The sequence below is a fragment of the Methylobrevis pamukkalensis genome (genome assembly GCF_001720135.1).
Lineage (GTDB): Bacteria > Pseudomonadota > Alphaproteobacteria > Rhizobiales > Pleomorphomonadaceae > Methylobrevis > Methylobrevis pamukkalensis.
On record NZ_MCRJ01000087.1, the window covers coordinates 1 to 19,123 of the forward strand.

General features: G+C 70.7%; 17 protein-coding genes and 4 pseudogenes. 8 read left to right on the plus strand and 13 right to left on the minus strand.

The features are described 5' to 3' along the window. Positions 1–98 precede the first annotated feature (98 nt). Together A6302_RS14195 and trxA are read left to right on the plus strand one after the other, a co-directional pair. A pseudogene (locus A6302_RS14195) lies at positions 99–533 on the plus strand (PD-(D/E)XK nuclease family protein); the annotation flags it as partial. A 173-nt stretch (positions 534–706) separates the two neighbouring features. After that, positions 707–1,102 (plus strand): thioredoxin TrxA, encoded by a 396-nt coding sequence (gene trxA, locus A6302_RS14200; protein ID WP_483428744.1) that lies wholly within the window; start codon positions 707–709, stop codon positions 1,100–1,102. Between the two features lie 313 nt (positions 1,103–1,415). Here trxA and A6302_RS14205 read toward each other — a convergent pair. The 5 genes and pseudogenes from A6302_RS14205 to A6302_RS14225 all read right to left on the minus strand — a co-directional run bounded on the left by A6302_RS14205 (position 1,416) and on the right by A6302_RS14225 (position 6,178). Then, a pseudogene (locus A6302_RS14205) lies at positions 1,416–2,182 on the minus strand (molybdopterin-synthase adenylyltransferase MoeB). A gap of 104 nt (positions 2,183–2,286) precedes the next feature. Then, a complete protein-coding gene (locus A6302_RS14210; RefSeq protein ID WP_069307595.1) occupies positions 2,287–2,976 on the minus strand; it encodes a DUF1194 domain-containing protein in 690 nt (229 codons plus the stop codon). A 163-nt stretch (positions 2,977–3,139) separates the two neighbouring features. Beyond that, the gene (gene hslU / locus A6302_RS14215) at positions 3,140–4,444 is read right to left on the minus strand and encodes an ATP-dependent protease ATPase subunit HslU (protein ID WP_069307596.1); all 1,305 of its coding nucleotides are present in this window, start codon (positions 4,442–4,444) and stop codon (positions 3,140–3,142) included. Between the two features lie 42 nt (positions 4,445–4,486). Continuing rightward, on the minus strand, positions 4,487–5,044 hold the full coding sequence (gene hslV / locus A6302_RS14220) for an ATP-dependent protease subunit HslV (protein ID WP_069307597.1): 558 nt from the start codon (positions 5,042–5,044) through the stop codon (positions 4,487–4,489). Between the two features lie 132 nt (positions 5,045–5,176). Next, positions 5,177–6,178 (minus strand): adenosine kinase, encoded by a 1,002-nt coding sequence (locus A6302_RS14225; protein WP_069307598.1) that lies wholly within the window; start codon positions 6,176–6,178, stop codon positions 5,177–5,179. 222 nt (positions 6,179–6,400) lie between these two features. On the opposite strand from A6302_RS14225, the gene A6302_RS14230 reads away from it, so the two are divergent. The 4 genes from A6302_RS14230 to A6302_RS14245 are packed head-to-tail and all read left to right on the plus strand — an operon-like array spanning position 6,401 to position 9,791. After that, complete coding sequence (locus tag A6302_RS14230) at positions 6,401–7,099, plus strand: sulfate transporter family protein (RefSeq protein ID WP_069307599.1); 699 nt, start codon at positions 6,401–6,403, stop codon at positions 7,097–7,099. 14 nt (positions 7,100–7,113) lie between these two features. After that, entirely contained in the window at positions 7,114–7,473 is a 360-nt protein-coding gene (locus A6302_RS14235) for an XdhC family protein (RefSeq protein ID WP_069307600.1), read from the plus strand. Continuing rightward, a complete protein-coding gene (locus tag A6302_RS14240) occupies positions 7,473–8,117 on the plus strand; it encodes an XdhC family protein (RefSeq protein WP_342586280.1) in 645 nt (214 codons plus the stop codon). The genes A6302_RS14235 and A6302_RS14240 overlap by 1 nt, the downstream gene beginning before the upstream one ends. 39 nt (positions 8,118–8,156) lie before the next feature. Continuing rightward, on the plus strand, positions 8,157–9,791 hold the full coding sequence (locus tag A6302_RS14245; protein ID WP_069307601.1) for an NTP transferase domain-containing protein: 1,635 nt from the start codon (positions 8,157–8,159) through the stop codon (positions 9,789–9,791). Positions 9,792–9,862: 71 nt separating this feature from the next. Here the strand turns inward: A6302_RS14245 and A6302_RS14250 are convergent, their stop codons facing one another. From A6302_RS14250 to A6302_RS14270, 5 genes are all read right to left on the minus strand, one after another. Next, positions 9,863–10,165, minus strand: coding sequence for an HPr family phosphocarrier protein (locus tag A6302_RS14250; protein WP_069307602.1), 303 nt, complete (start codon positions 10,163–10,165; stop codon positions 9,863–9,865). Further along, entirely contained in the window at positions 10,162–10,563 is a 402-nt protein-coding gene (locus A6302_RS14255; RefSeq protein ID WP_069307603.1) for a PTS sugar transporter subunit IIA, read from the minus strand. Before A6302_RS14255 ends, A6302_RS14250 begins: the two co-directional genes overlap by 4 nt. 256 nt (positions 10,564–10,819) lie before the next feature. Continuing rightward, complete coding sequence (locus A6302_RS14260; RefSeq protein WP_245294072.1) at positions 10,820–11,320, minus strand: HPr kinase/phosphorylase; 501 nt, start codon at positions 11,318–11,320, stop codon at positions 10,820–10,822. Positions 11,321–11,331: 11 nt separating this feature from the next. Further along, positions 11,332–13,101, minus strand: a complete 1,770-nt coding sequence (locus A6302_RS14265; protein ID WP_069307609.1) for a stimulus-sensing domain-containing protein — start codon at positions 13,099–13,101, stop codon at positions 11,332–11,334. Positions 13,102–13,285: 184 nt separating this feature from the next. After that, positions 13,286–13,987 (minus strand): response regulator transcription factor, encoded by a 702-nt coding sequence (locus tag A6302_RS14270; protein WP_069307605.1) that lies wholly within the window; start codon positions 13,985–13,987, stop codon positions 13,286–13,288. A gap of 329 nt (positions 13,988–14,316) precedes the next feature. Between A6302_RS14270 and A6302_RS14275 the strand changes: the two genes are divergently transcribed. After that, complete coding sequence (locus A6302_RS14275) at positions 14,317–14,739, plus strand: pyridoxamine 5'-phosphate oxidase family protein (RefSeq protein ID WP_069307606.1); 423 nt, start codon at positions 14,317–14,319, stop codon at positions 14,737–14,739. A gap of 652 nt (positions 14,740–15,391) precedes the next feature. Then, positions 15,392–16,968 (plus strand): annotated as a pseudogene (locus A6302_RS14280) (phosphoenolpyruvate carboxykinase). Between the two features lie 91 nt (positions 16,969–17,059). Here A6302_RS14280 and A6302_RS25820 read toward each other — a convergent pair. The 3 genes and pseudogenes from A6302_RS25820 to A6302_RS25835 all read right to left on the minus strand — a co-directional run. Beyond that, positions 17,060–17,929, minus strand: coding sequence for a transglycosylase domain-containing protein (locus A6302_RS25820; protein ID WP_342586281.1), 870 nt, complete (start codon positions 17,927–17,929; stop codon positions 17,060–17,062). Further along, positions 17,896–18,342: a hypothetical protein gene (locus A6302_RS25825; RefSeq protein ID WP_069307608.1), complete on the minus strand. Its 447-nt coding sequence runs from the start codon at positions 18,340–18,342 to the stop codon at positions 17,896–17,898. The genes A6302_RS25820 and A6302_RS25825 overlap by 34 nt, the downstream gene beginning before the upstream one ends. Positions 18,343–18,387: 45 nt before the next feature. Continuing rightward, positions 18,388–18,946: pseudogene (locus A6302_RS25835) on the minus strand (transglycosylase domain-containing protein); the annotation flags it as partial. Positions 18,947–19,123: the final 177 nt, after the last annotated feature.

Consider the following 19,123-nt stretch of genomic DNA (forward strand, 5'->3'; position numbering starts at 1 on the left):
TGGCCGGCGCATCCCACCGGCTGCTCGAGGCCCCTGCCGCAGCTTGAGCCCGACCGGCGCCGCGCGGCCGGTCTCGCCCTTTCTGGCCCCGCGACGGCGCCGGCGCCGAAGGCGCGGCCTTCGACGAAGCGGCGCGCGAGGCGCTGCTGGGCGAGGTGCTGCGGGTGCTGGACGATCCGGCCTTTGCCGCGGTGTTCGCGCCCGGCAGCCGCGCCGAGGTGCCCGTCGCCGGAACCCTGCCGCTCGCCAGCGGCCGGCCGGCGGCGATCGCCGGCCAGATCGACCGGCTGGCGGTGACCGACGCGCAAGTGCTGATCATCGACTTCAAGACAAACCGGCCGGCACCTAGCGTGATTCCCGAGGCCTATCTGGCGCAGATCGCCGTCTACGCCCGGCTGGTCGCCGAGATCTGGCCGGGCCGGACCGTGCGCGCCGCGATCCTCTGGACCGATGCGCCGCGGCTCGACGAGGTGCCGGCCGGCGATCTGGCGGCCACCGCCGCCCGGCTGTTCGGCCGCGCGGACACGCCGTGATCACCGTCCGCCGACGCGGACGTGATCGGCGCGCCCGTCTGCCCCGCGCAGCGCGTTCTTGACGCTGTCACCGCGGCTTCCTACCTTCCGGTCATCAGGCAAGATGATCGACTCGGGGCCTCCCTCGCGCCGACCGTCGGGAGACCGGCAGAGGCCGGCCTCTCTCACTTCGCGTGGCCAGCGGGCGACCGGCCTTTCGGCGACCGTACCGGGCCTCACGCACAGCGACGAGGACGACGTTTCAGATGAGCAACACCATGAAAGTGACCGACACCTCCTTCGAGGCCGACGTGATCGGCGCCGGCAAGCCGGTGGTCGTCGACTTCTGGGCCGAATGGTGCGGTCCGTGCCGCATGATCGCCCCGGCGCTCGAGGAGATCGCCAACGAGATGGACGGGTCGGTGACCATCGCCAAGCTCGACATCGACCAGAACCAGAACACCGCCATCAAGTATGGCGTGCGCTCGATCCCGACCCTGATCCTGTTCAAGGACGGCCAGCCGGCGGCGATGAAGGTCGGCGCGGCGTCGAAGACCGATCTCAAGAACTGGATCGCCAACGCGATCTGACGCGTCCCGGCCTGGCCGGCTTGCAGCAGATCACGAGCAAGGCCCGGACTGCAACGTCCGGGCTTTTTCGTGGCCTCATCTCGAACCGGCAAAACAAACCACGTTCCGCCTCAGCCGGCGTTCGCTTCCAGGGTCGCGCCGATCATCGCCACCAGCAGGCCGGCGGCCGACAGCGACAGCGCAAAGAGCCGCAGCATCCTCTTGTCCTTCGGGGTCATCATCGCCCTTGTCTCCGTTGTCTCGCGGCAGGAGCCGCCTGTTCGCGGCCCCGCCAGAATGCCCCAAACCGGCCCGGCCCGCCACTGCACCTTCGTCAGGCGCTCTCGGCCGCCGTCCGCCGCGCCTTGTAGCGGATCGTCTCGAAACGCATCGACAGCGCATCGACCAGCAACAGCCGGCCGACGAGCGGCTCGCCGATGCCGCAGACGAGCTTGATCACCTCCATCGCCTGAAGCGAGCCGAGGATGCCCGGCAGCACGCCGATCACCCCGGCCTCGGCGCAGGTCGGCACGGTGCCGGCCGGCGGCGGCTCGGGAAAGAGATCGCGGTAGCCGGGATTGGGACGGCCCGCCGCGTCCGTCTCATAGGGTGTCAGCACCGTGAGCGAGCCGTCGAAGGCGCCGATCGCCGCCGAGACCAGCGGCCGGCGTTCGGCGGCGCAGACGTCGGCAAGGAGATAGCGGGTGGTGAAATTGTCCGAGCCGTCGACGACGATGTCATAGGTGGCCACCAGCGCGGCGGCGTTGTCCGCGCCCAGGCGCAGGTCGTGGGTCTCGACCGCCACATGCGGATTGATGCGCCGGACGGCGGCGGCGGCGCTCGCCACCTTCTTCTCCCCGATCGTGCCGCTGTCGTGGATCACCTGGCGCTGCAGGTTGGAGAGCGACACCGTGTCGTCGTCGACGAGGCCGAGGGTGCCGATGCCGGCGGCGGCGAGATACTGGATCGCCGGGGCGCCGAGCCCGCCGCGCCGACGATCAGCACCCGGGCCGCCTTCAGCTTCTGCTGGCCGGGGCCGCCGACCTCGCGCAGGACGATGTGGCGGGCATAGCGTTCGATCTCGGCGGGCGTCAGCGACATGGGGGTCTCGCGGGGGCTCTCGGCAGGCGCAGGGGTCTGCCGCGCATATAGAGCTTCGCGCGGCTGAATGCACGTCGCGGGACGCCGCCTTCGTCGCGCCTCGCTCAGCGGGACGCGATCTCCTGCACCATCTTGCGCCGAACGGCGGTCGCAAACGACGTGGAGCCATCCGCCGTCATCACGAAGGCGCCGAGGCCGCCGATCACGTCGCGCTCGTAATGCTGCGCCAGCGCCTCGCCGCCCATGATGGTCGAATAGCCGCCGGGCCGGTCGATGACGAGGGCGTTGATGGTGATGCCCCTGGCCACCGCGTCGTCGCGCGCCTCCCACACCGGACGTCCGCCGATGTTGGGACCGTCGCCGGACACGTCGATCACCTTCTTGTGGCCCTCGAAGGCGTTGGTCTCGATCTTCTGCACCGAATAGTCGATCGCCGCCGAGATCGAATTGTAGCCGAAGGCGGCGCGCGGCTCGGTGCGCAGGCGGTCGGCGAAGGCCTGTGCCGAGGCGGCATCGCGCACCACCGTCCAGTCGACGATCGTGTGCTGGGAGGCGGCCGCGCCCCATTCCACATAGGCGATCGCGATCGCGCCATAGGCGCCGCTCTCGATCACCCGCAGCACCTCGGGGCTGGTGATGGCGTCGGCATAGCCGCGGCGCTGGATGGCAAGCTCGTCGTCGTCGATCGAGCCCGAGCCGTCGGCGGCGAGCACCAGTTCGACATCCACCGGCTCGGCGGCAGCGGGCGCGGCGAAGGCGACGCCGGCCAGGAGGGCGAGGATGATGGGGCGCAAGCGGAACCCTCCCGAACCTTTGATCCTCTTGAGATACTGGCGCGGCAGGCGGCGCGGTCAAGGCGCCCGGCGGGCATTCCTGCCGGAAGGCGGGGCGTTTCCGCCTTCCGGACAGCAAAGGGGCGCACAGGACGGGGCCTTCTCTCGTCCCCTTCACGTCTCCTCAGAGGATGAAGCGGCTGAGATCGGTGTTCTTGGCCAGATCGCCGACGCCGTTCTTCACGTCGTCGCCGTCGATCAGGATCGTCTCGCCCGACCGGTCGGTCGCGGTGAAGGAGATGTCGTCCAGCACCCGCTCCATGATCGTCTGCAGCCGCCGCGCGCCGATGTTCTCCACCGAGCTGTTGACCTCGACCGCCACATCCGCCACCGCGTCGATGGCGGCGTCGGTGAAGGCGAGCGTCACGCCCTCGGTCGCCATCAGCGCCACATACTGGGAGATGAGGCTCGCTTCCGGCTCGGTGAGGATGCGGCGCATGTCGGCGCGCGACAGCGCCTTCAGCTCCACCCGGATCGGCAGGCGGCCCTGGAGCTCCGGCAGGAGGTCGGACGGCTTGGCGACGTGGAAGGCGCCGGACGCGATGAACAGGATGTGGTCGGTCTTGACCGGGCCGTGCTTGGTGGAGACCGTCGTGCCCTCGATCAGCGGCAGCAGGTCGCGCTGCACGCCCTCGCGCGAGACATCGCCGCCCATCCGCCCCTCGCGGGCGCAGATCTTGTCGATCTCGTCGAGGAAGACGATGCCGTTGTTCTCCACCGCCTGGATCGCCTCGGCGACCAGCTGGTCCTGATCGAGCAGCTTGTCGCTCTCCTCGGAAATCAGCAGGTCGTAGCTGTCCTTCACCAGGGTGCGGCGGGTCTTCTTCTGCCCGCCCATCATCTTGGCCATCATCTCGTTGAGGTTCATCACCCCCATGCCGCCGCCCGGCATGCCGGGCAGTTCGAAGCCCGGGCCGCCCGGGGTCGAGGTGGTCTCGATCTCGATCTCCTTGTCGTCGAGTTCGTTGTTGCGCAGCTTGCGGCGGAAGCTGTCGCGGGTCGCGGGACTGGACGACGACCCGACGAGGGCGTCGAGCACCCGCTCCTCGGCCAGCGCATGGGCCTTGGCCCGCACGTCCTTGCGCTTCTTCTCGCGCACCAGCTGGATGCCGATCTCGACGAGGTCGCGGATGATCTGCTCCACGTCGCGGCCGACATAGCCGACCTCGGTGAACTTGGTGGCCTCGACCTTGATGAAGGGGGCGCCGGCAAGCCTGGCCAGACGGCGCGAGATCTCGGTCTTGCCGACGCCGGTCGGGCCGATCATCAGGATGTTCTTCGGCAGCACCTCCTCGCGCAGCTGGCCGGTCAGCTGCTGGCGGCGCCAGCGATTGCGCAGGGCCACGGCGACCGCCCGCTTGGCATCGGCCTGGCCGACGATGTAGCGGTCGAGTTCGGAAACGATTTCACGGGGGGAGAAGTCGGTCATGTCGCGATTCCGGGTGGTAGCGGGAACGGGAGGACGGTGCGGTCATGCCGCATCAAGGCTCTCCACCACCACGCTCTCGTTGGTGTAGACGCAGATCTCGGCGGCGATCTTCATGGCCTTGCGGGCGATCGCCTCGGCGTCCTGGTCGGTGTCCATCAGGGCGCGGGCGGCGGCGAGCGCGTAGTTGCCGCCCGAACCGATGCCCATCACGCCGCCTTCGGGCTCCAGCACGTCGCCGGTGCCGGTCAGGACCAGCGAGACATTGGCGTCGGCGACCAGCATCATCGCCTCCAGCCGGCGCAGGTAGCGGTCGGTGCGCCAGTCCTTGGCCAGTTCCACCGCGGCGCGGGTCAGCTGGCCGGGATACTGCTCGAGTTTCGCCTCGAGCCGCTCGAACAGGGTGAAGGCGTCGGCGGTGGCACCGGCAAAGCCGCCGATCACCGATCCGCCGGCAAGGCGACGGACCTTCTTGGCGGTGTGCTTGATGACGGTCGCGCCGAGCGAGACCTGGCCGTCGCCGGCGATGACGACCTTGCCGTTCTTGCGGACGGTGACGATGGTGGTGCCATGCCAGACCGGCATGGAGGAGGTGTCGGACATCGGAGCTCCAGAGGGGCGCGGACAGTCCGGTCGAGCCGGGGCGCCTGGGGGGATCGGGTCAGGCGGATATGTAGGAACACGGCGCGGCGATGCAAAGGCCGCGCCCGCGGCCCTCGCCCCGCCGCAAAATCCTCAGAGCCGGAAGCCGGTCTGGGCGGCCAGATCCTTGAGCGAGGTCGCGGGGCGCGGGCCGACATGGCCGATCACCTCGGTGCCGCAGAGGCAGCCGAGCCGCACGGCTTCGGCCAGCGGCAGGTCGCGGGCAAGACCGGCGAGGAAGCCGGCGGCGAACTGGTCGCCGGCGCCGGTCAGGTCCTCGATCCGGTCGATCGGGAAGGCCGGGGCCGGGGCCGTCTCGGTCCCGCGCAGCGCCACCGCGCCCTCGGCGCCGAGGGTGACGATGCCGATGGCGCAGTCGGCCCGGAGCGCCTCGATCGCGCTCGCACGGTCGGAGGTCTCGTAGAGCGCCTTCAGCTCGCTGTCGTTGGCAAAGACGATGTCGACGGTGCCGGACCGCATCAGGTCGAGGAACTCGCCGCGGTAGCGGTCGACGCAGAAGCTGTCGGACAGGGTGATCGCGGTCTTGCGGCCGCTGGCATGGGCCAGTGCGAAGGCCTTGCGGCAGGCGTCCTTGGCGAGCGGCGGATCCCAGAGATAGCCTTCGACATAGGTGACGGCAGAGCCGGCGACCACGTCCTCGTCGATGTCGTCCGGCGACAGGGCATGGCAGGCGCCGAGATGGGTGTTCATCGTCCGCTCGCCGTCCGGCGAGATCAGGATGATCGACGTGGCCGTCGGCGCGCCGCCGACAAGCGCCGCGGTCTCGTAGTGGACGCCCTGGGCGCGGATGTCGTGGCGGTAGATCCGGCCGAGCGCGTCGTCGGCGACCTTGCCGAAATAGGCGGCGCGCAGGCCGAGCGAGGCGACGCCCGCCGCCGTGTTGGCCGCCGAGCCGCCGGAGGCCTCGATCGCGGGGCCGATCCGGTCGTAGAGCGCGGCCGACTGCGCGCCGTCCACGAGGCGCATCATCCCCTTGGCGACCCCCTCGCGCGCCAGGAGGTCGTCCTCGATGCGGGCGAGGATGTCGACGATGGCGTTGCCGATGGTGAGGACGTCGAAGCGGAGATCGGACATGAAGTCGCTTTCGTGGATGCGGCCGGGCGCGCCGGCGGGGTCGCGCGTCTCATAACCGATGAGACGCCGGGTGCAAGCGCCAATTCCGGCGGGATGCGGCCCGAGCCGCGATCCATGAGGCACCGTCTTCCGCCCGTGCCCTCGGGCGCCTATCTACAGGATCACTTCCGAAGGATCCGCGGGATCTTCCATTCCGCGACGACAGGGACACCGCACCGCTCCATGTTCCAGGCCGCCTCGCTCGCGATCTCGCAGATCTTCTCGCCGCCGTTCCGCAGCGTGCTCTGGCGCGCCCTCGGCCTGACGCTGGCGATGCTCGCCGCCGTGTGGGCGGTGGTCTACGGCAGCTTCACCCATTTCGTGGTGATCACCGAGCCCTGGGTGCAGACGCTGGTCGACATCCTCACCGGTGTCGGCCTGCTGATCGGCCTCGGATTCCTGATCGCGCCGGTGACGTCGATGTTCGCGGGCCTGTTCCTCGACGATGCCGCGGAAGCGGTGGAGCGGACCTACTACCCGCAGGACGCGCCGGGGCAGGCGATGCCGCTCGGACCGGCAATCGCCTCGGCGCTGCGCTTCACGGCGCTGGTGATCGCCGTCAACGTCCTCGTGTTCCTGCTGGTGCTGCTGCCCGGCATCAACATCGCCGCCTTCTTCCTTGCCAACGGCTATCTTCTCGGGCGGGAGTATTTCGAGCAGGCCGCCGCCCGCTTCCACGACCGCGAGACCGTGCGGGCGCTGCGGTCGCGCCACGGCGTGCGGATCTTCCTCGGCGGGCTGCTGATCGCGCTCGTGCTGGCCGTTCCCTTCGTCAATCTCTTGACGCCGCTGTTTGCCACCGCCTTCATGGTCCACGTCCACAAGAAGCTGACCGGTAGCCGCCCGCTGCGCGCGCCGGCAACCGAGGCCCTGCCCTCATGACCGGAGGCCCTGCCATGACCGGACCGACCAACGCCGACGTCCCGGACGTTGCCGATCCCCTCTCCGCCGACCCGCTGGTCGTTGCCGAGGCCTGGCGGCGGGAGGGGCGCCGCGTTGCGCTCGCCACCGTGGTCGAGACCTGGGGCTCGGCGCCGCGCCCGGCCGGCAGCCATCTGGTGATCGACGCCGACGGCGACTTCCGCGGCTCGGTCTCCGGGGGCTGCGTCGAGGGCGCGGTGGTGGCCGAGGCGGCCGAGGTGATCGACAGCGGCGTCGGCCGGCTGATCGAGTTCGGCGTCGCCGACGAGACCGCCTGGCGCGTGGGCCTGTCCTGCGGCGGACGGATCGCGGTCTGGGTGGAGCGCATCGACTGATGGACAGCGCCCTCGTTTCCGCCCTCAACGCCGAACGCGCGGCCCGCCGCGCCGCGGTGCTGGCAACCCCGCTGTCCGGCGCCCCTGCCCGCCTGCTGCGGGCCGGCGAACCGCTGCAGGGCGATCCGCTCGCCGACGAGATCCGCGAGGCCTTCCGCTCGGGCGTGTCGCGCCGGGTGACCGGGGCCGACGGCGACGTGTTCCTCACCGCCTGCCTGCCGCCGCCGCGGCTGGTGATCGTCGGCGCCGTCCACATCTCGCAGGCGCTCGCCCCGATCGCCGCGATCGCCGGCTTCGAGGCGACCATCGTCGACCCGCGCACGGCATTTGCCACCGAGGCGCGCTTTGCCGGGGTGCGGCTGATCGCCGAGTGGCCCGAAGAGGTGCTGCCCGGCCTCGGCCTCGATCCCTGGACGGCGCTCGCCGCCGTGACCCACGACCCGAAGATCGACGATTTCGCGCTGCGCCACGCGCTGGAGCGCGGCTGCTTCTATGTCGGGGCGCTCGGCAGCCGGAAGACCCACGGCAAGCGGATCGAGCGGCTGTCGGCGGCCGGCGTGCCGGCGGACGACCTTGCCCGCATCCGCGCGCGATCGGCCTCGCCATCGGCGCGGCCAGCCCGGCCGAGATCGCGGTGGCGGTGATGGCGAGGTGATCGGCGCCCTGCGCCGGCGCGAGGCGCCATGAGGCTCGGCCCCGTCGCCGTGGAGGCCGCCGAGGGCGCGATCCTCGCCCATGCGGTCGACGCCGGCGGCACCCTGCGCAAGGGCACGTGGCTCGGTGCCGCCGAGGTGGCGCGGCTGAAGGCGGCAGGCGTGGCCAGCGTCGTCGCCGCGCGGCTCGAGGCCGGCGACGTCCACGAGGACGAGGCGGCACGGCGGATCGCCGAGGCGCTGGCCGGCCCCGGCCTTCTCGTCGAGGCCCCGGCCACCGGCCGGGTCAATCTCTTTGCCGCGACCCCGGGCCTGTTCAAGGTCGACCGCGCTGCCGTCGACGCCGTCAACCGGATCGACGCCGGCATCACGCTGGCGACCCGCCCGGCCGACCGCGGCGCCGAGACCGGCCGCATGGTGGCGACCGTCAAGATCATTCCCTTTGCCGTGCCCGAAGAGGCCGTGGCGGCGGCCGTCGCCCGCGCCGGGGCGGCCGGCCCCGTGCTGTCGATCCGGCCGTTTTCCCCGCTGCGGGTCGCCGTGATCTCCACCCTGCTGCCGACCCTGAAGGCGAAAGTGGTGGACAAGACGCTGGCCGTGCTCGCCGCCCGGCTGGCGCCCGCCGGGGCCTCGATCGCCGCCGACCTGCGGGTGGGCCACGACGCCGGCGCGGTCGCCGAGGCGCTCGGCGCTTTGCCGGCGGACATCGACCTCGTGGTCCTGTTCGGGGCGTCGGCGGTGACCGATGTCGCCGACGTGATCCCGGCCGGACTGGTGGCGGCGGGCGGCCGGATCGACCATTTCGGCATGCCGGTCGACCCCGGCAACCTGCTGCTGATCGGCGAACTCGACGGCCGGCCCGTGGTCGGCGCGCCCGGCTGCGCCCGCAGCCCGCGCGAAAACGGCTTCGACTTCGTGCTGGAGCGGCTGCTTGCCGGCGTGCGCGTCGGCCGCGAGGACATCGTCGCCATGGGCGTCGGCGGGTTGCTGATGGACATCGTCACCCGGCCGGCGCCGCGCAGCGGGGTCGCCGCCGGCGAAGACCGGCTGGCGCCGAAGGTTGCCGCGCTGGTGCTTGCCGCCGGCCGGTCGAGCCGCATGGGCGCCGAGAACAAGCTTCTGGCCGAGGTGGACGGACTCCCGCTGGTGCGCCATGCGGTGGTGGCGGCGCTCGCCAGCCGCGCCGGCCCGGTCACGGTGGTCACCGGCCACATGGCCGCCGAGGTGGAGGCCGCGCTCGCCGGCCTGCCGGTTACCTTCCGGCACAATCCGGACTTTGCCGACGGCCTGTCGGCCTCGGTCCGCTGCGGGATCGCCGCCGTGCCGGAGGACTGCGAGGCGGCGGTGATCCTGCTCGGCGACATGCCGCGGATCTCGGCGGCGGTGATCGACGGCCTGATCGAGGCCTATGATCCGAGCACCGGCGCGCTGATCGCCGTGCCGACCTTCGGCGGGCGGCGCGGCAATCCCGTGCTGTGGTCGCGGCGCTTCTTCGGGGCGCTGGCGGCGCTGGAGGGGGACGCCGGCGCGCGGCATCTCATCGGCGACAACCGCGACGCGGTGGCGGAGGTGGCCTTCGGCCCGGAGGTGGCCCTCGACGTCGACACGCCGGAGGCGCTGGCGGCACTGCGGGAGGGGCGGGCGCAGGAGGAGACGGGCGGCTAGAACATCGGCCCGAACGGTGGGCCGCGGCTGTCGGACAAGCCGGTGCAAATCCAGACAGCCGGAGCGCCGGCCTACTCGTCCTCGCCGAAGCGATTGACGACGAGGTCGGTGATGGCGCCGAGGGCCGCCGCCGCGTCGGTGCCCGAGACGGCGACCGTGATCGACGAGCCGATGCCGGCGGCGAGCATCATCAGGCCCATGATCGAGGTGCCGTTGACGGTCTGGCCGTCCTTGCTGACCTCGACCTCGGCATCGAAGCGGTCGACGCACTGGACGAATTTCGCCGAGGCGCGCGCGTGCAGGCCCTTCTTGTTGACGATCTTCAGCGATCGCGTCAGGGCGCCGTCCGCCGGGCTGGCATCGGTGTCGGTCATTGTCCGGACAACACCTGGCTGGCGACGTTGATATACTTGCGGCCCGCGTCCCGCGCCTCGGTGACCGCGGCCGAGAGCGACCGGTCGCCGCGCACGCTGGCGAGCTTGATCAGCATCGGCAGGTTGACGCCGGCGATCACCTCGATCTGCTCGTGGTCCATCACCGAGATGGCGAGGTTGGACGGGGTTCCGCCGAACATGTCGGTGAGCAGCACGACGCCGTCGCCGTCATCGACGGTCGAGACCGCATTGAGGATGTCCTGACGACGCTGTTCCATGTCGTCTTCCGGCCCGATGCAGATCGTCTCCAGATGCGACTGCCGACCCACCACGTGTTCGAGCGCCGCCCGGAATTCGTCCGCGAGGCGGCCGTGGGTCACAAGTACCAGTCCGATCATCGTGAACGCTACCCCCCGTCGTCGGCGACGACCTCGGCCCGCCGCCCGCGTTCGATGCGACCGGCACCGATCGCCGACCCCTTGCCGTGCCCTCGACCTCAGTCCGACGGCACCGCGGCAGTCACCGGAGGCATGAATGACACAACAGCGGCTGCGTTTCCAGTCGGCGCCATCTTCACGAGGATCGGGCGAATCGCAAGAACAATCCTGACCGGCGGGCGACACCGCCGGCCGGAACCGGTCGGGACACGAGGCCTCAGGCGCCGGACCTCGTCGCAGGGGGAGGCAATGGATCCTCCACGACCGGATGCCGCAGCACGAGACGGACGGCGAGGACGGCAGCGGCGAGGTCCATGCCCGCGTCCATCGCCGGCAGCCGCAGACGCGGCAGGACGATGCCGGCGAGGACGACCCGGGCCTCGTCCGCCTCCGGCATGCGCGGCACCCCGGCGGCGGCCACGAGATCGACGACGAGGGAGAGATCGACCGCAGGCTCGGAGGGAAGGCGGATCAGGCCGTGGCCGCGCAGCTCGACCAGGCCGGCGAGGGATTCGACCCGCACCGCGCGCAGGCGCCGGTCATGCACCTCCAGCCGGACCCGGTCGTCGGCAACGAGCGCGGCGTCACTCTCGCGGTCCAGAAGCGCCAGCGTCAGCAGCGACTTGCCGGCGCCGGACCGGCCGCAGATCAGCACGCCGTGTGCGCCAAGGCGCAGCGCGCAACCGTGGACGGTGGCCCCGGGAGCCCCGTCCCCCACCGGCCGCTCGCTCATTGCTCGGCCGGCAGCGTGACGACGAAGCGCGCGCCGAGCACCTTGTCGGGGTCCTTGGGATCATGACGGTTGGTGGCGGCGATCGTGCCGCGGTGGGCCTCGACGATCTGCCGCGAGATCGACAGGCCGAGGCCGGAGTTGTTGCCGAAGCTCTCGCCGTCGGGCCGGTCGGTGTAGAAGCGCTCGAAGATGCGCTCGATCGCGTCGGGGCGGATGCCGGGCCCCTCGTCGTCGACGACGATCCGCACCTCGCCGTCGCGGCGGCTGGCGGTCACGGTCACCGTGCCGCCGGGCGGCGAGAAGGAGCGGGCGTTGTCGATCAGGTTGTTCACCACCTGGCCGAGGCGGCTGTCGTGGCCGATGATCCGGAGCTTGCGCCGGTCGGTCTCGCGCAAGACGAGGCTGACCGAGGCGGCCCCCTCGCGGCCCATGTCGTTGGCAAGGCGCACCACGCCCTCCAGCAGCGAGGCGACGTCGACCGGCGCCGAATCCTCGCGGGCCAGTTCCGCGTCGAGCCGGGAGGCGTCGGAAATGTCGGTGATCAGGCGGTCGAGGCGGCGCACGTCGTGCTGGATGATCTCCAGCAGCCGCGCGCGGCTGGCGTCGGATTTGGCGAGCGGCAGGGTTTCCACGGCGCTGCGCAGGGAGGTCAGCGGGTTCTTCAATTCGTGGGCGACGTCGGCGGCAAAGCGCTCGATCGCCTCGATCCGGTTGAACAGCGCGTTGGTCATCTCGCGGAAGGAGCGGGCGAGATTGCCGATCTCGTCCTGCCGGTCGGCGAACTCCGGGATCTCGCCGCGGGTCTTGGCGCCGCGGCGCACCCGGTCGGCGGAGGCCGCGAGCCGGCGCAGCGGGGCGGCGATGGTGCCGGCGAGCAGGATCGACAGCACGGCCATCACCGCGGCGGCGATGCCGAACACCCGGACGATGGCCAGCCGCTCGGCCTCGACGATCGTGTCGATGTCGCCGCCCTGCGTCGACAGCAGCAGCGCGCCGACCACCGAGCGGAAGCGCTGCACCGGCACCGCCACGGAGACGATCAGCTCGCCATGCTCGTTGACGCGCACCACGCTCGCCGGCGCGCCGCCGAGCGCGGTCGCCACCTCCGGATAGCCCTTGCCGTCGGAACTGGCACGCTCCTCGTAGACGGCGAGGTCGCCGCGCCGGAACCAGAATTTCAGCTCGGACCACCAGCGGCCGACAATCCCGTCGCCGCCGCGGTCCGGTGGCGGCAGGTCGAAGCGCAGCACCTGGCCGCGCGAATAGAAGAAGCGGGAATCGAGCAGCATCGAGCCGTCGCGGTCGTAGATCCGCGCGCGGGTGCGGGTCGGCGAGATCAGCCGGCGCAGGATCGGCGCGACCCGTTCCGGATTGATCGGAAAGTCGAGGCTCTGCGGATTCTCGTCGAGGCCGGGCGGCGTGCCGCCGGCCTGCAGCTGCAGCAGCTTGTCGGGATCGATGGTGATCGCGTCGGTTTCCACCGTCGCCGACGCGGCGATGGCGCCGGCGATGATCTCGCCCTGGGTGAGCAGGCTGGAGACGCGCGCGTCGATCAGCCCGGCGCGGAACTGGTTGAGATAGAGGATGCCCGAGACCAGCGCGATCAGGCCGGCGAGGTTCAGGACCAGGATGCGCCGGGTCAGCGAGGAGAAGGCGTAGGAGGTCGCAAGGCGCGAGATCCGGGCGCTGGCAAGGCGCATGCGCCGCCGCGTGCGGCCGGGCCTCGGCGCGTCGGGAGCGGCAGCGCCCGTGCTTTCGCCAGGCATTCCCTCGCCAGACGTCCCCTTGCCGGGCGCCCCGTCGCCAGGGGCGTCGTCGCGCTCGGGGGTGTCACCGCCCATGCCGTCGTGCCGATCCGTCATCCACATCATTACCGTCGGTCCGATGCCCCTTCGCGAGCCGGTGCAACCGGCCGCCGGCACGGCCGGCCGACGTGTCCGGTCACGACCCTCACATCTCGCGGAAGCGGTAGCCGACCCCGTACAGCGTCTCGATCATATCGAAGTCGTCGTCGATCGCCTTGAACTTTTTGCGCAGGCGCTTGATGTGGCTGTCGATGGTGCGGTCGTCGACATAGACCTGATCGTCGTAGGCCGCGTCCATCAGCGCGTTGCGGCTCTTGACCACGCCGGGCCGCTGGGCGAGCGCGTAGAGGATCAGGAACTCGGTGACGGTCAGCGTCACGTTCTGGCCGTTCCAGGTGCAGGTGTGGCGTTCCGGGTCCATCATCAGCGGCCCGCGGTCGATGTTGCGGGCGGTGTCGACGGGCTTGGCCGCGGCCGGATCGCGCGGGCTGATCCGGCGCATCACCGCCTTGACCCGCTCGACCAGCAGGCGCTGGGAGAAGGGTTTGCGGATGAAGTCGTCTGCGCCCATCTTCAGGCCGAACAGCTCGTCGATCTCGTCGTCCTTGGAGGTGAGGAAGATCACCGGCATGTCGGACTTCTGGCGCAGGCGGCGCAGCAGTTCCATGCCGTCCATGCGCGGCATCTTGATGTCGAGGATCGCCATGTCCGGCGGCACCTTGGACAGGCCGTCGAGCGCCGAGGCGCCGTCGGTGTAGGTGTCGACGCGGTAGCCTTCCGATTCGAGCGCGATGGCGACGGAGGTGAGAATGTTCCGGTCGTCGTCGACGAGGGCGATGGTGGGCATTGATCCTCGTGGATGTCGTGGCGCGGTCACACCGCGCGGGTGGCTGCGGCCGGCCGTCGAATCGCCGGCCGGCTTCTGCCGGTCCCCCGTCATTCGCCGCATGAATACGCATAAAATATGGCGGCGCCTACCTGGAGGCGGTCCGGTCCGCCGAAATAAGGCAGAAAAGGCCGGTTGCGGTGAACATTCGTCGATCTGGCCGATGTTCTCGCCCCCGATCCGGCGCCCGATCCTGCCCGCCGGCCCCACCCCGATCTTCCTGCGGGACGCGGCTCGCCGGACGTGATTTCCTGTGCCCGACCCGTCAGTCCCCGCCGAGGAACGCCGCGATGACCACCTCCTTCGACCCCGTCCCCGTCGCCCGCGCGCTGATCGCCGAGGCCCGCACGGCGACGCTCGCCACCCTCGGGGCCAGCGGCGCGCCGTTCGCCAGCCTCGTCACCATTGCCGCGGATGCCGCGCTGCAGCCGCTGCTGCTGGTCTCGAAGCTCGCCGTCCACACCCGCAACCTCGACCGCGATCCGCGCGCCGCCCTGCTGCTGGTCGCCCCCGGCGGCGAGGAGGGCGATCCGCTGGCCGGGGCGCGGCTGACGCTGGAGGGCACGATCGCGCCCTGCCCGGCGGACGAAGCCCGCGCGACCTTCCTCGCCCGCCATCCGGAGGCCGAAGCCTACGCCGCTTTGCCGACTTCTCCTTCCGCCGCCTTGCCATCGACCGCGCCCACCTCGTCGCCGGCTTCGGCCGGATCGTGACGCTGAGCGGGGCGGAGCTGGCAGCCGGGCCGGCGCCTGCGTGATGGCAGCACCGGATCGCTGACTCGGCCGCGCGTCGTGTTGAACGACTGCCGCACATTTGCGGGCCACCCATCATATGTTGCGACTTACTCGATTTAGACAGTCTTCCTCCGCGTCGCTCCGCACATCGCCGTAATGGATGCTCGAATGTTGTCCGGTTAATTCAGCGCCTGAATTTTCAGATCAATGAATTCAACCGATTAATCTGCAAAACATCCTTTGTTAGACTTGAAGGCCTATTGCAGGCGCGAGATGGCTCGCCTAGGCTTGATAGGTATTGTCGATGAGCTCATAGGAGCAGCCACAGTCGAGGTGCGGCAGTGCGGTCGTCACGAGGGGCGTGAGGACCGGGCGGCACCGGAAGACGGGCTGGTCATCCGCGCATCCGGCGTGGAACGTCCCGCTCCCCTTTCGAGCGGAATTTCACCCTTGCTGGCCACCTCAAGGCCGCCCCTCTGCGGGCGGCCGACGGGGGGCCGCGCTCAGGCAGCCTCGGCTGCGCGTTCCGGCCCGGCGCCATGGCCCGGGCCTTTCTCAGGGAAACATCCACGTGACCATCACGGACGCCGGGACCACGGGCCTCACCACCTCTTCCGCGGATCTGTCCAGACTGGCGAGACTGGGTCTCGGCGGCGGCGGGACCATCCGGTTCAACCTCGCGCGCCCGCGCTCTACGAGGAGGCGATCCGCCGCGGCGAGGGCCTCCTGGCAGAGGGCGGGGCGCTGTCGGTCGAGACCGGCACCCACACCGGCCGCTCGGCCCAGGACAAGTTCGTCGTCGAGGACGACACCACCCGCGACACCGTCTGGTGGGACAACACCAAGAAGATGACCCCGGCGCAGTTCGAGACGCTGCTGGCCGACTTCGAGGCCCATGCAGAGGGCCGCGACCTGTTCGTGGAGGATCTCTACGGCGGTGCCGACCCGGCCCACCGCCTGCCGACCCGGCTCGTGATGGAATACGCCTGGCACGCGCTGTTCATCCGCAACATGATGATCCGCCCGCCGGCCGCCGACCTTGAAGGCTTCGCCCCGCAGTTCCGCATCCTCTGCTTCCCGACCTTCCGGGCCGATCCGGCCCGCCACGGCTGCCGCTCCGAGACGGTGATCGCCTGCGACTTCACCCGCCGCATCGTGCTGATCGGCGGCACCAGCTATGCCGGCGAGATGAAGAAGTCGGTGTTCTCCTTCCTCAACTTCCTGCTGCCCGAGCGCCAGGTCATGCCGATGCACTGCTCGGCCAACGTCAGCCATGAGGGCGAGTCGGCGCTGTTCTTCGGCCTGTCCGGCACCGGCAAGACCACGCTGTCGGCCGATCCCGAGCGGATCCTGATCGGCGACGACGAGCATGGCTGGGGCGAGACCGGCATCTTCAACTTCGAGGGCGGCTGCTACGCCAAGACCATCCGTCTCTCGGCCGAGGCCGAGCCGGAGATCTATGCCACCACCCAGCGCTTCGGCACGCTGCTGGAGAATGTGAAGGTCGACCGCCAGACCCGGCAGCCCGACTTCGACGACGCGTCGCTGACCGAGAACGGCCGCTGCGCCTATCCGATGGAGTTCATCCCCAACGCCAGCGCCACCGGCCGGGCCGGCCATCCGAAGAATCTGGTGATGCTGACCGCCGACGCCTTCGGCGTGATGCCGCCGATCGCGCGGCTGACCCCGGCGCAGGCGATGTATCACTTCCTGTCGGGCTACACCGCCAAGGTGGCCGGCACGGAAAAGGGCGTGAAGGGATCGCAGGCGACCTTCTCCACCTGTTTCGGCGCCCCGTTCATGCCCCGCCATCCGTCGGTCTACGGCAAGCTGCTGCGCCAGCTGATCGCCGACCACGGCGTCGACTGCTGGCTGGTCAACACCGGCTGGACCGGCGGCGCCTATGGCACCGGCCACCGCATGCCGATCAAGGTCACGCGCCGGCTGCTGTCGGCCGCCCTCGACGGCTCGCTGAAGGACGTGCCCTACTACACCGATCCGAACTTCGGCTTCGCGGTGCCCGCCGAGGTGCCCGGCATCGATCCGGCGATCCTGCATCCGCGCGAGACCTGGGCCGACACCGCCGCCTATGACGCGCAGGCCCGCAAGCTGGTCGGCATGTTCGTGGAGAATTTCGCGAAATTCGAACCCTATGTGGAAGCCGACGTGCACGCCGCCGCCCCGGAAATCCGCGCCGCGGCGGAGTGACCGGACGCGTCACACGCGCCTCGACGACAAAGGCCCGACCGCTTCGCCGCGGCCGGGCCTTTTCTTGAGCGGGACTGGCAATGGGCCGCGATCAGTTGCCGAACAGCCGGTCGAGCAGGCCGCGCTCTTCCGGGCTCGGCGCCAGCACCATCGGGCCATCCTGCGGAAAGGGGGCCTGCATCCCGGGCGGCATGGCGGCGCGCGGCAGCGGCGCGGCCTGGTCCGGGGCCAGATCCGGCGCGGCGGCAACCGCCGGCTGGAAGGCGAGACCGGGCAGCGGGCGGACCGGCAGGCCGGAGGTCGCCGTGGTCATGAAGGTCTTCCAGATCTCGGCCGGCAGGCCGCCGCCGGTGGCCTTCTTGGTCGGCTTGCCGTCGTCGTTGCCGAGCCAGACGCCGGCGGTGAGGCCCGGGGTGTAGCCGATGAACCAGGCATCGCGAAAATCCTGGCTGGTGCCGGTCTTGCCGCCGACGGCACGTCCCGGCAGGGCCGCCGCCTTGCCGGTGCCGCGGCTGACGACCGCCGCCATCATCCGGTTGAGCGCGCCGAGATGCGCCGGGTCGATCACCCGGCCCGGGCCCGAGCCGCTGCGCGCAAACAGCACCTTGCCGTCCTCGTCAATGATGCGGTCGATGACATAGGGGATGACCCCGTGGCCGCCGTTGGCGAAGGGCACATAGGCGGCGGTGATCTCCAGCGGCGTCACCTCGGCGGTGCCGAGCGCGATCGAGGGATTGTCGTGCAGCTTCGAGACGACGCCGAGGCGGCGCGCCGTGCGGGTGACATTGGCCGGCCCGAGATCGGACGCAAGCCGCGCCGCAACCGTGTTGACCGACTGCTCCAGCGCGGTTTCCAGCGTCATCGCGCCGCGATAGCCCTTGCCGTAATTCTCCGGCCGCCAGCCGCGGATCGACACCGGCTCGTCCATCACCACGCTGTCCGGCCGCCAGCCGCGCTCCAGCGCGGTGAGGAAGACGAAGGGCTTGAAGGCGGAGCCCGGCTGGCGCCGCGCGTCACCGCCCGGTCGAACTGGCTCGACGCATAGTCGCGCCCGCCGACCAGCGCCCGGACCGCGCCGTCGTCGGCGATCGCGACGATCGCCCCCTGGGAGATGCCGGCCGCGCGGCCCTTCTGGGCGAGAACGGTGCGCAGCACTGCCTCGGCGGCGCGCTCCGCCTCCACATCGATGGTCGTCTCGACACGGATGTCGCGGTCGAGCGCGCCGACATAGCCGGGCAACTGCTCCATCACCCAGTCGGCGACGTAGTTTTCCGCGCGCGAGACATGGGCGGTCACCACCTCGGCCGGCCGCTCGATCGCCGCGTCCTCCTGCCGGCGGGTGATGAAGCCCTGCTCGGCCATCACCGCCAGCACGGTTTTGGCGCGTTCACGGGCGAGGTCCGGGTCGCGGGTCGGGGCATAGCGCGAGGGCGCCCGCAGCAGGCCGGCGATGATCGCCGCCTCGGCGAGATCGACCTCGGCGGCGGGCTTGCCGAAATAGCGCCGGGCAGCGGCGTCGACCCCGTAGCGCCGGCGCGAGATAGACCCGGTTGAGATACATTTCCAGGATCTCGGCCTTGGAGTGGGTCCACTCCAGCCACAGCGACAGCACCACCTCCTGCATCTTGCGGCTGAGGGTGCGCTCCGGCTTCAGAAACAGGTTCTTTGCCAGCTGCTGGGTCAGGGTCGAGCCGCCCTGCACGACGCTGCCGGCGGTGACGTTGACCACCACCGCGCGGGCAAGGCCCAGTGGATCGACGCCGAAATGGCTGTAGAATCGCCGGTCCTCGATGGCGATCACCGCCTGCGGCAGGTAGGGCGGCAATTGCTCGAGGCGCACCGCCTCGCCGCCCGTCTCGCCGCGGTTGGCGACAAGCTCGCCGGCGGCGTCGACGATCCGCACGTTGGGCGGCCGGTTCGGCACCACCCATTCGGAGGTCGGCGGCAGATGGGCGGCGTGGTAGCCGAGCAGGCCCACGAGGGCGACGACGCCCCAGATGCCGGCGACGAAGCTCCAGTAGACGAGGCGGCGCAGCAGGCGGAAGGGCGAGGCGCGACGCTTCGGGGGCGTGCGTCCGCCGCCGCCGCGCCGCCCGGTCTCCGGCGCGGCGCGCAGGGCGTCGTCCCGCCGCTTGCGCGCGCCCCGCCGGGCGGG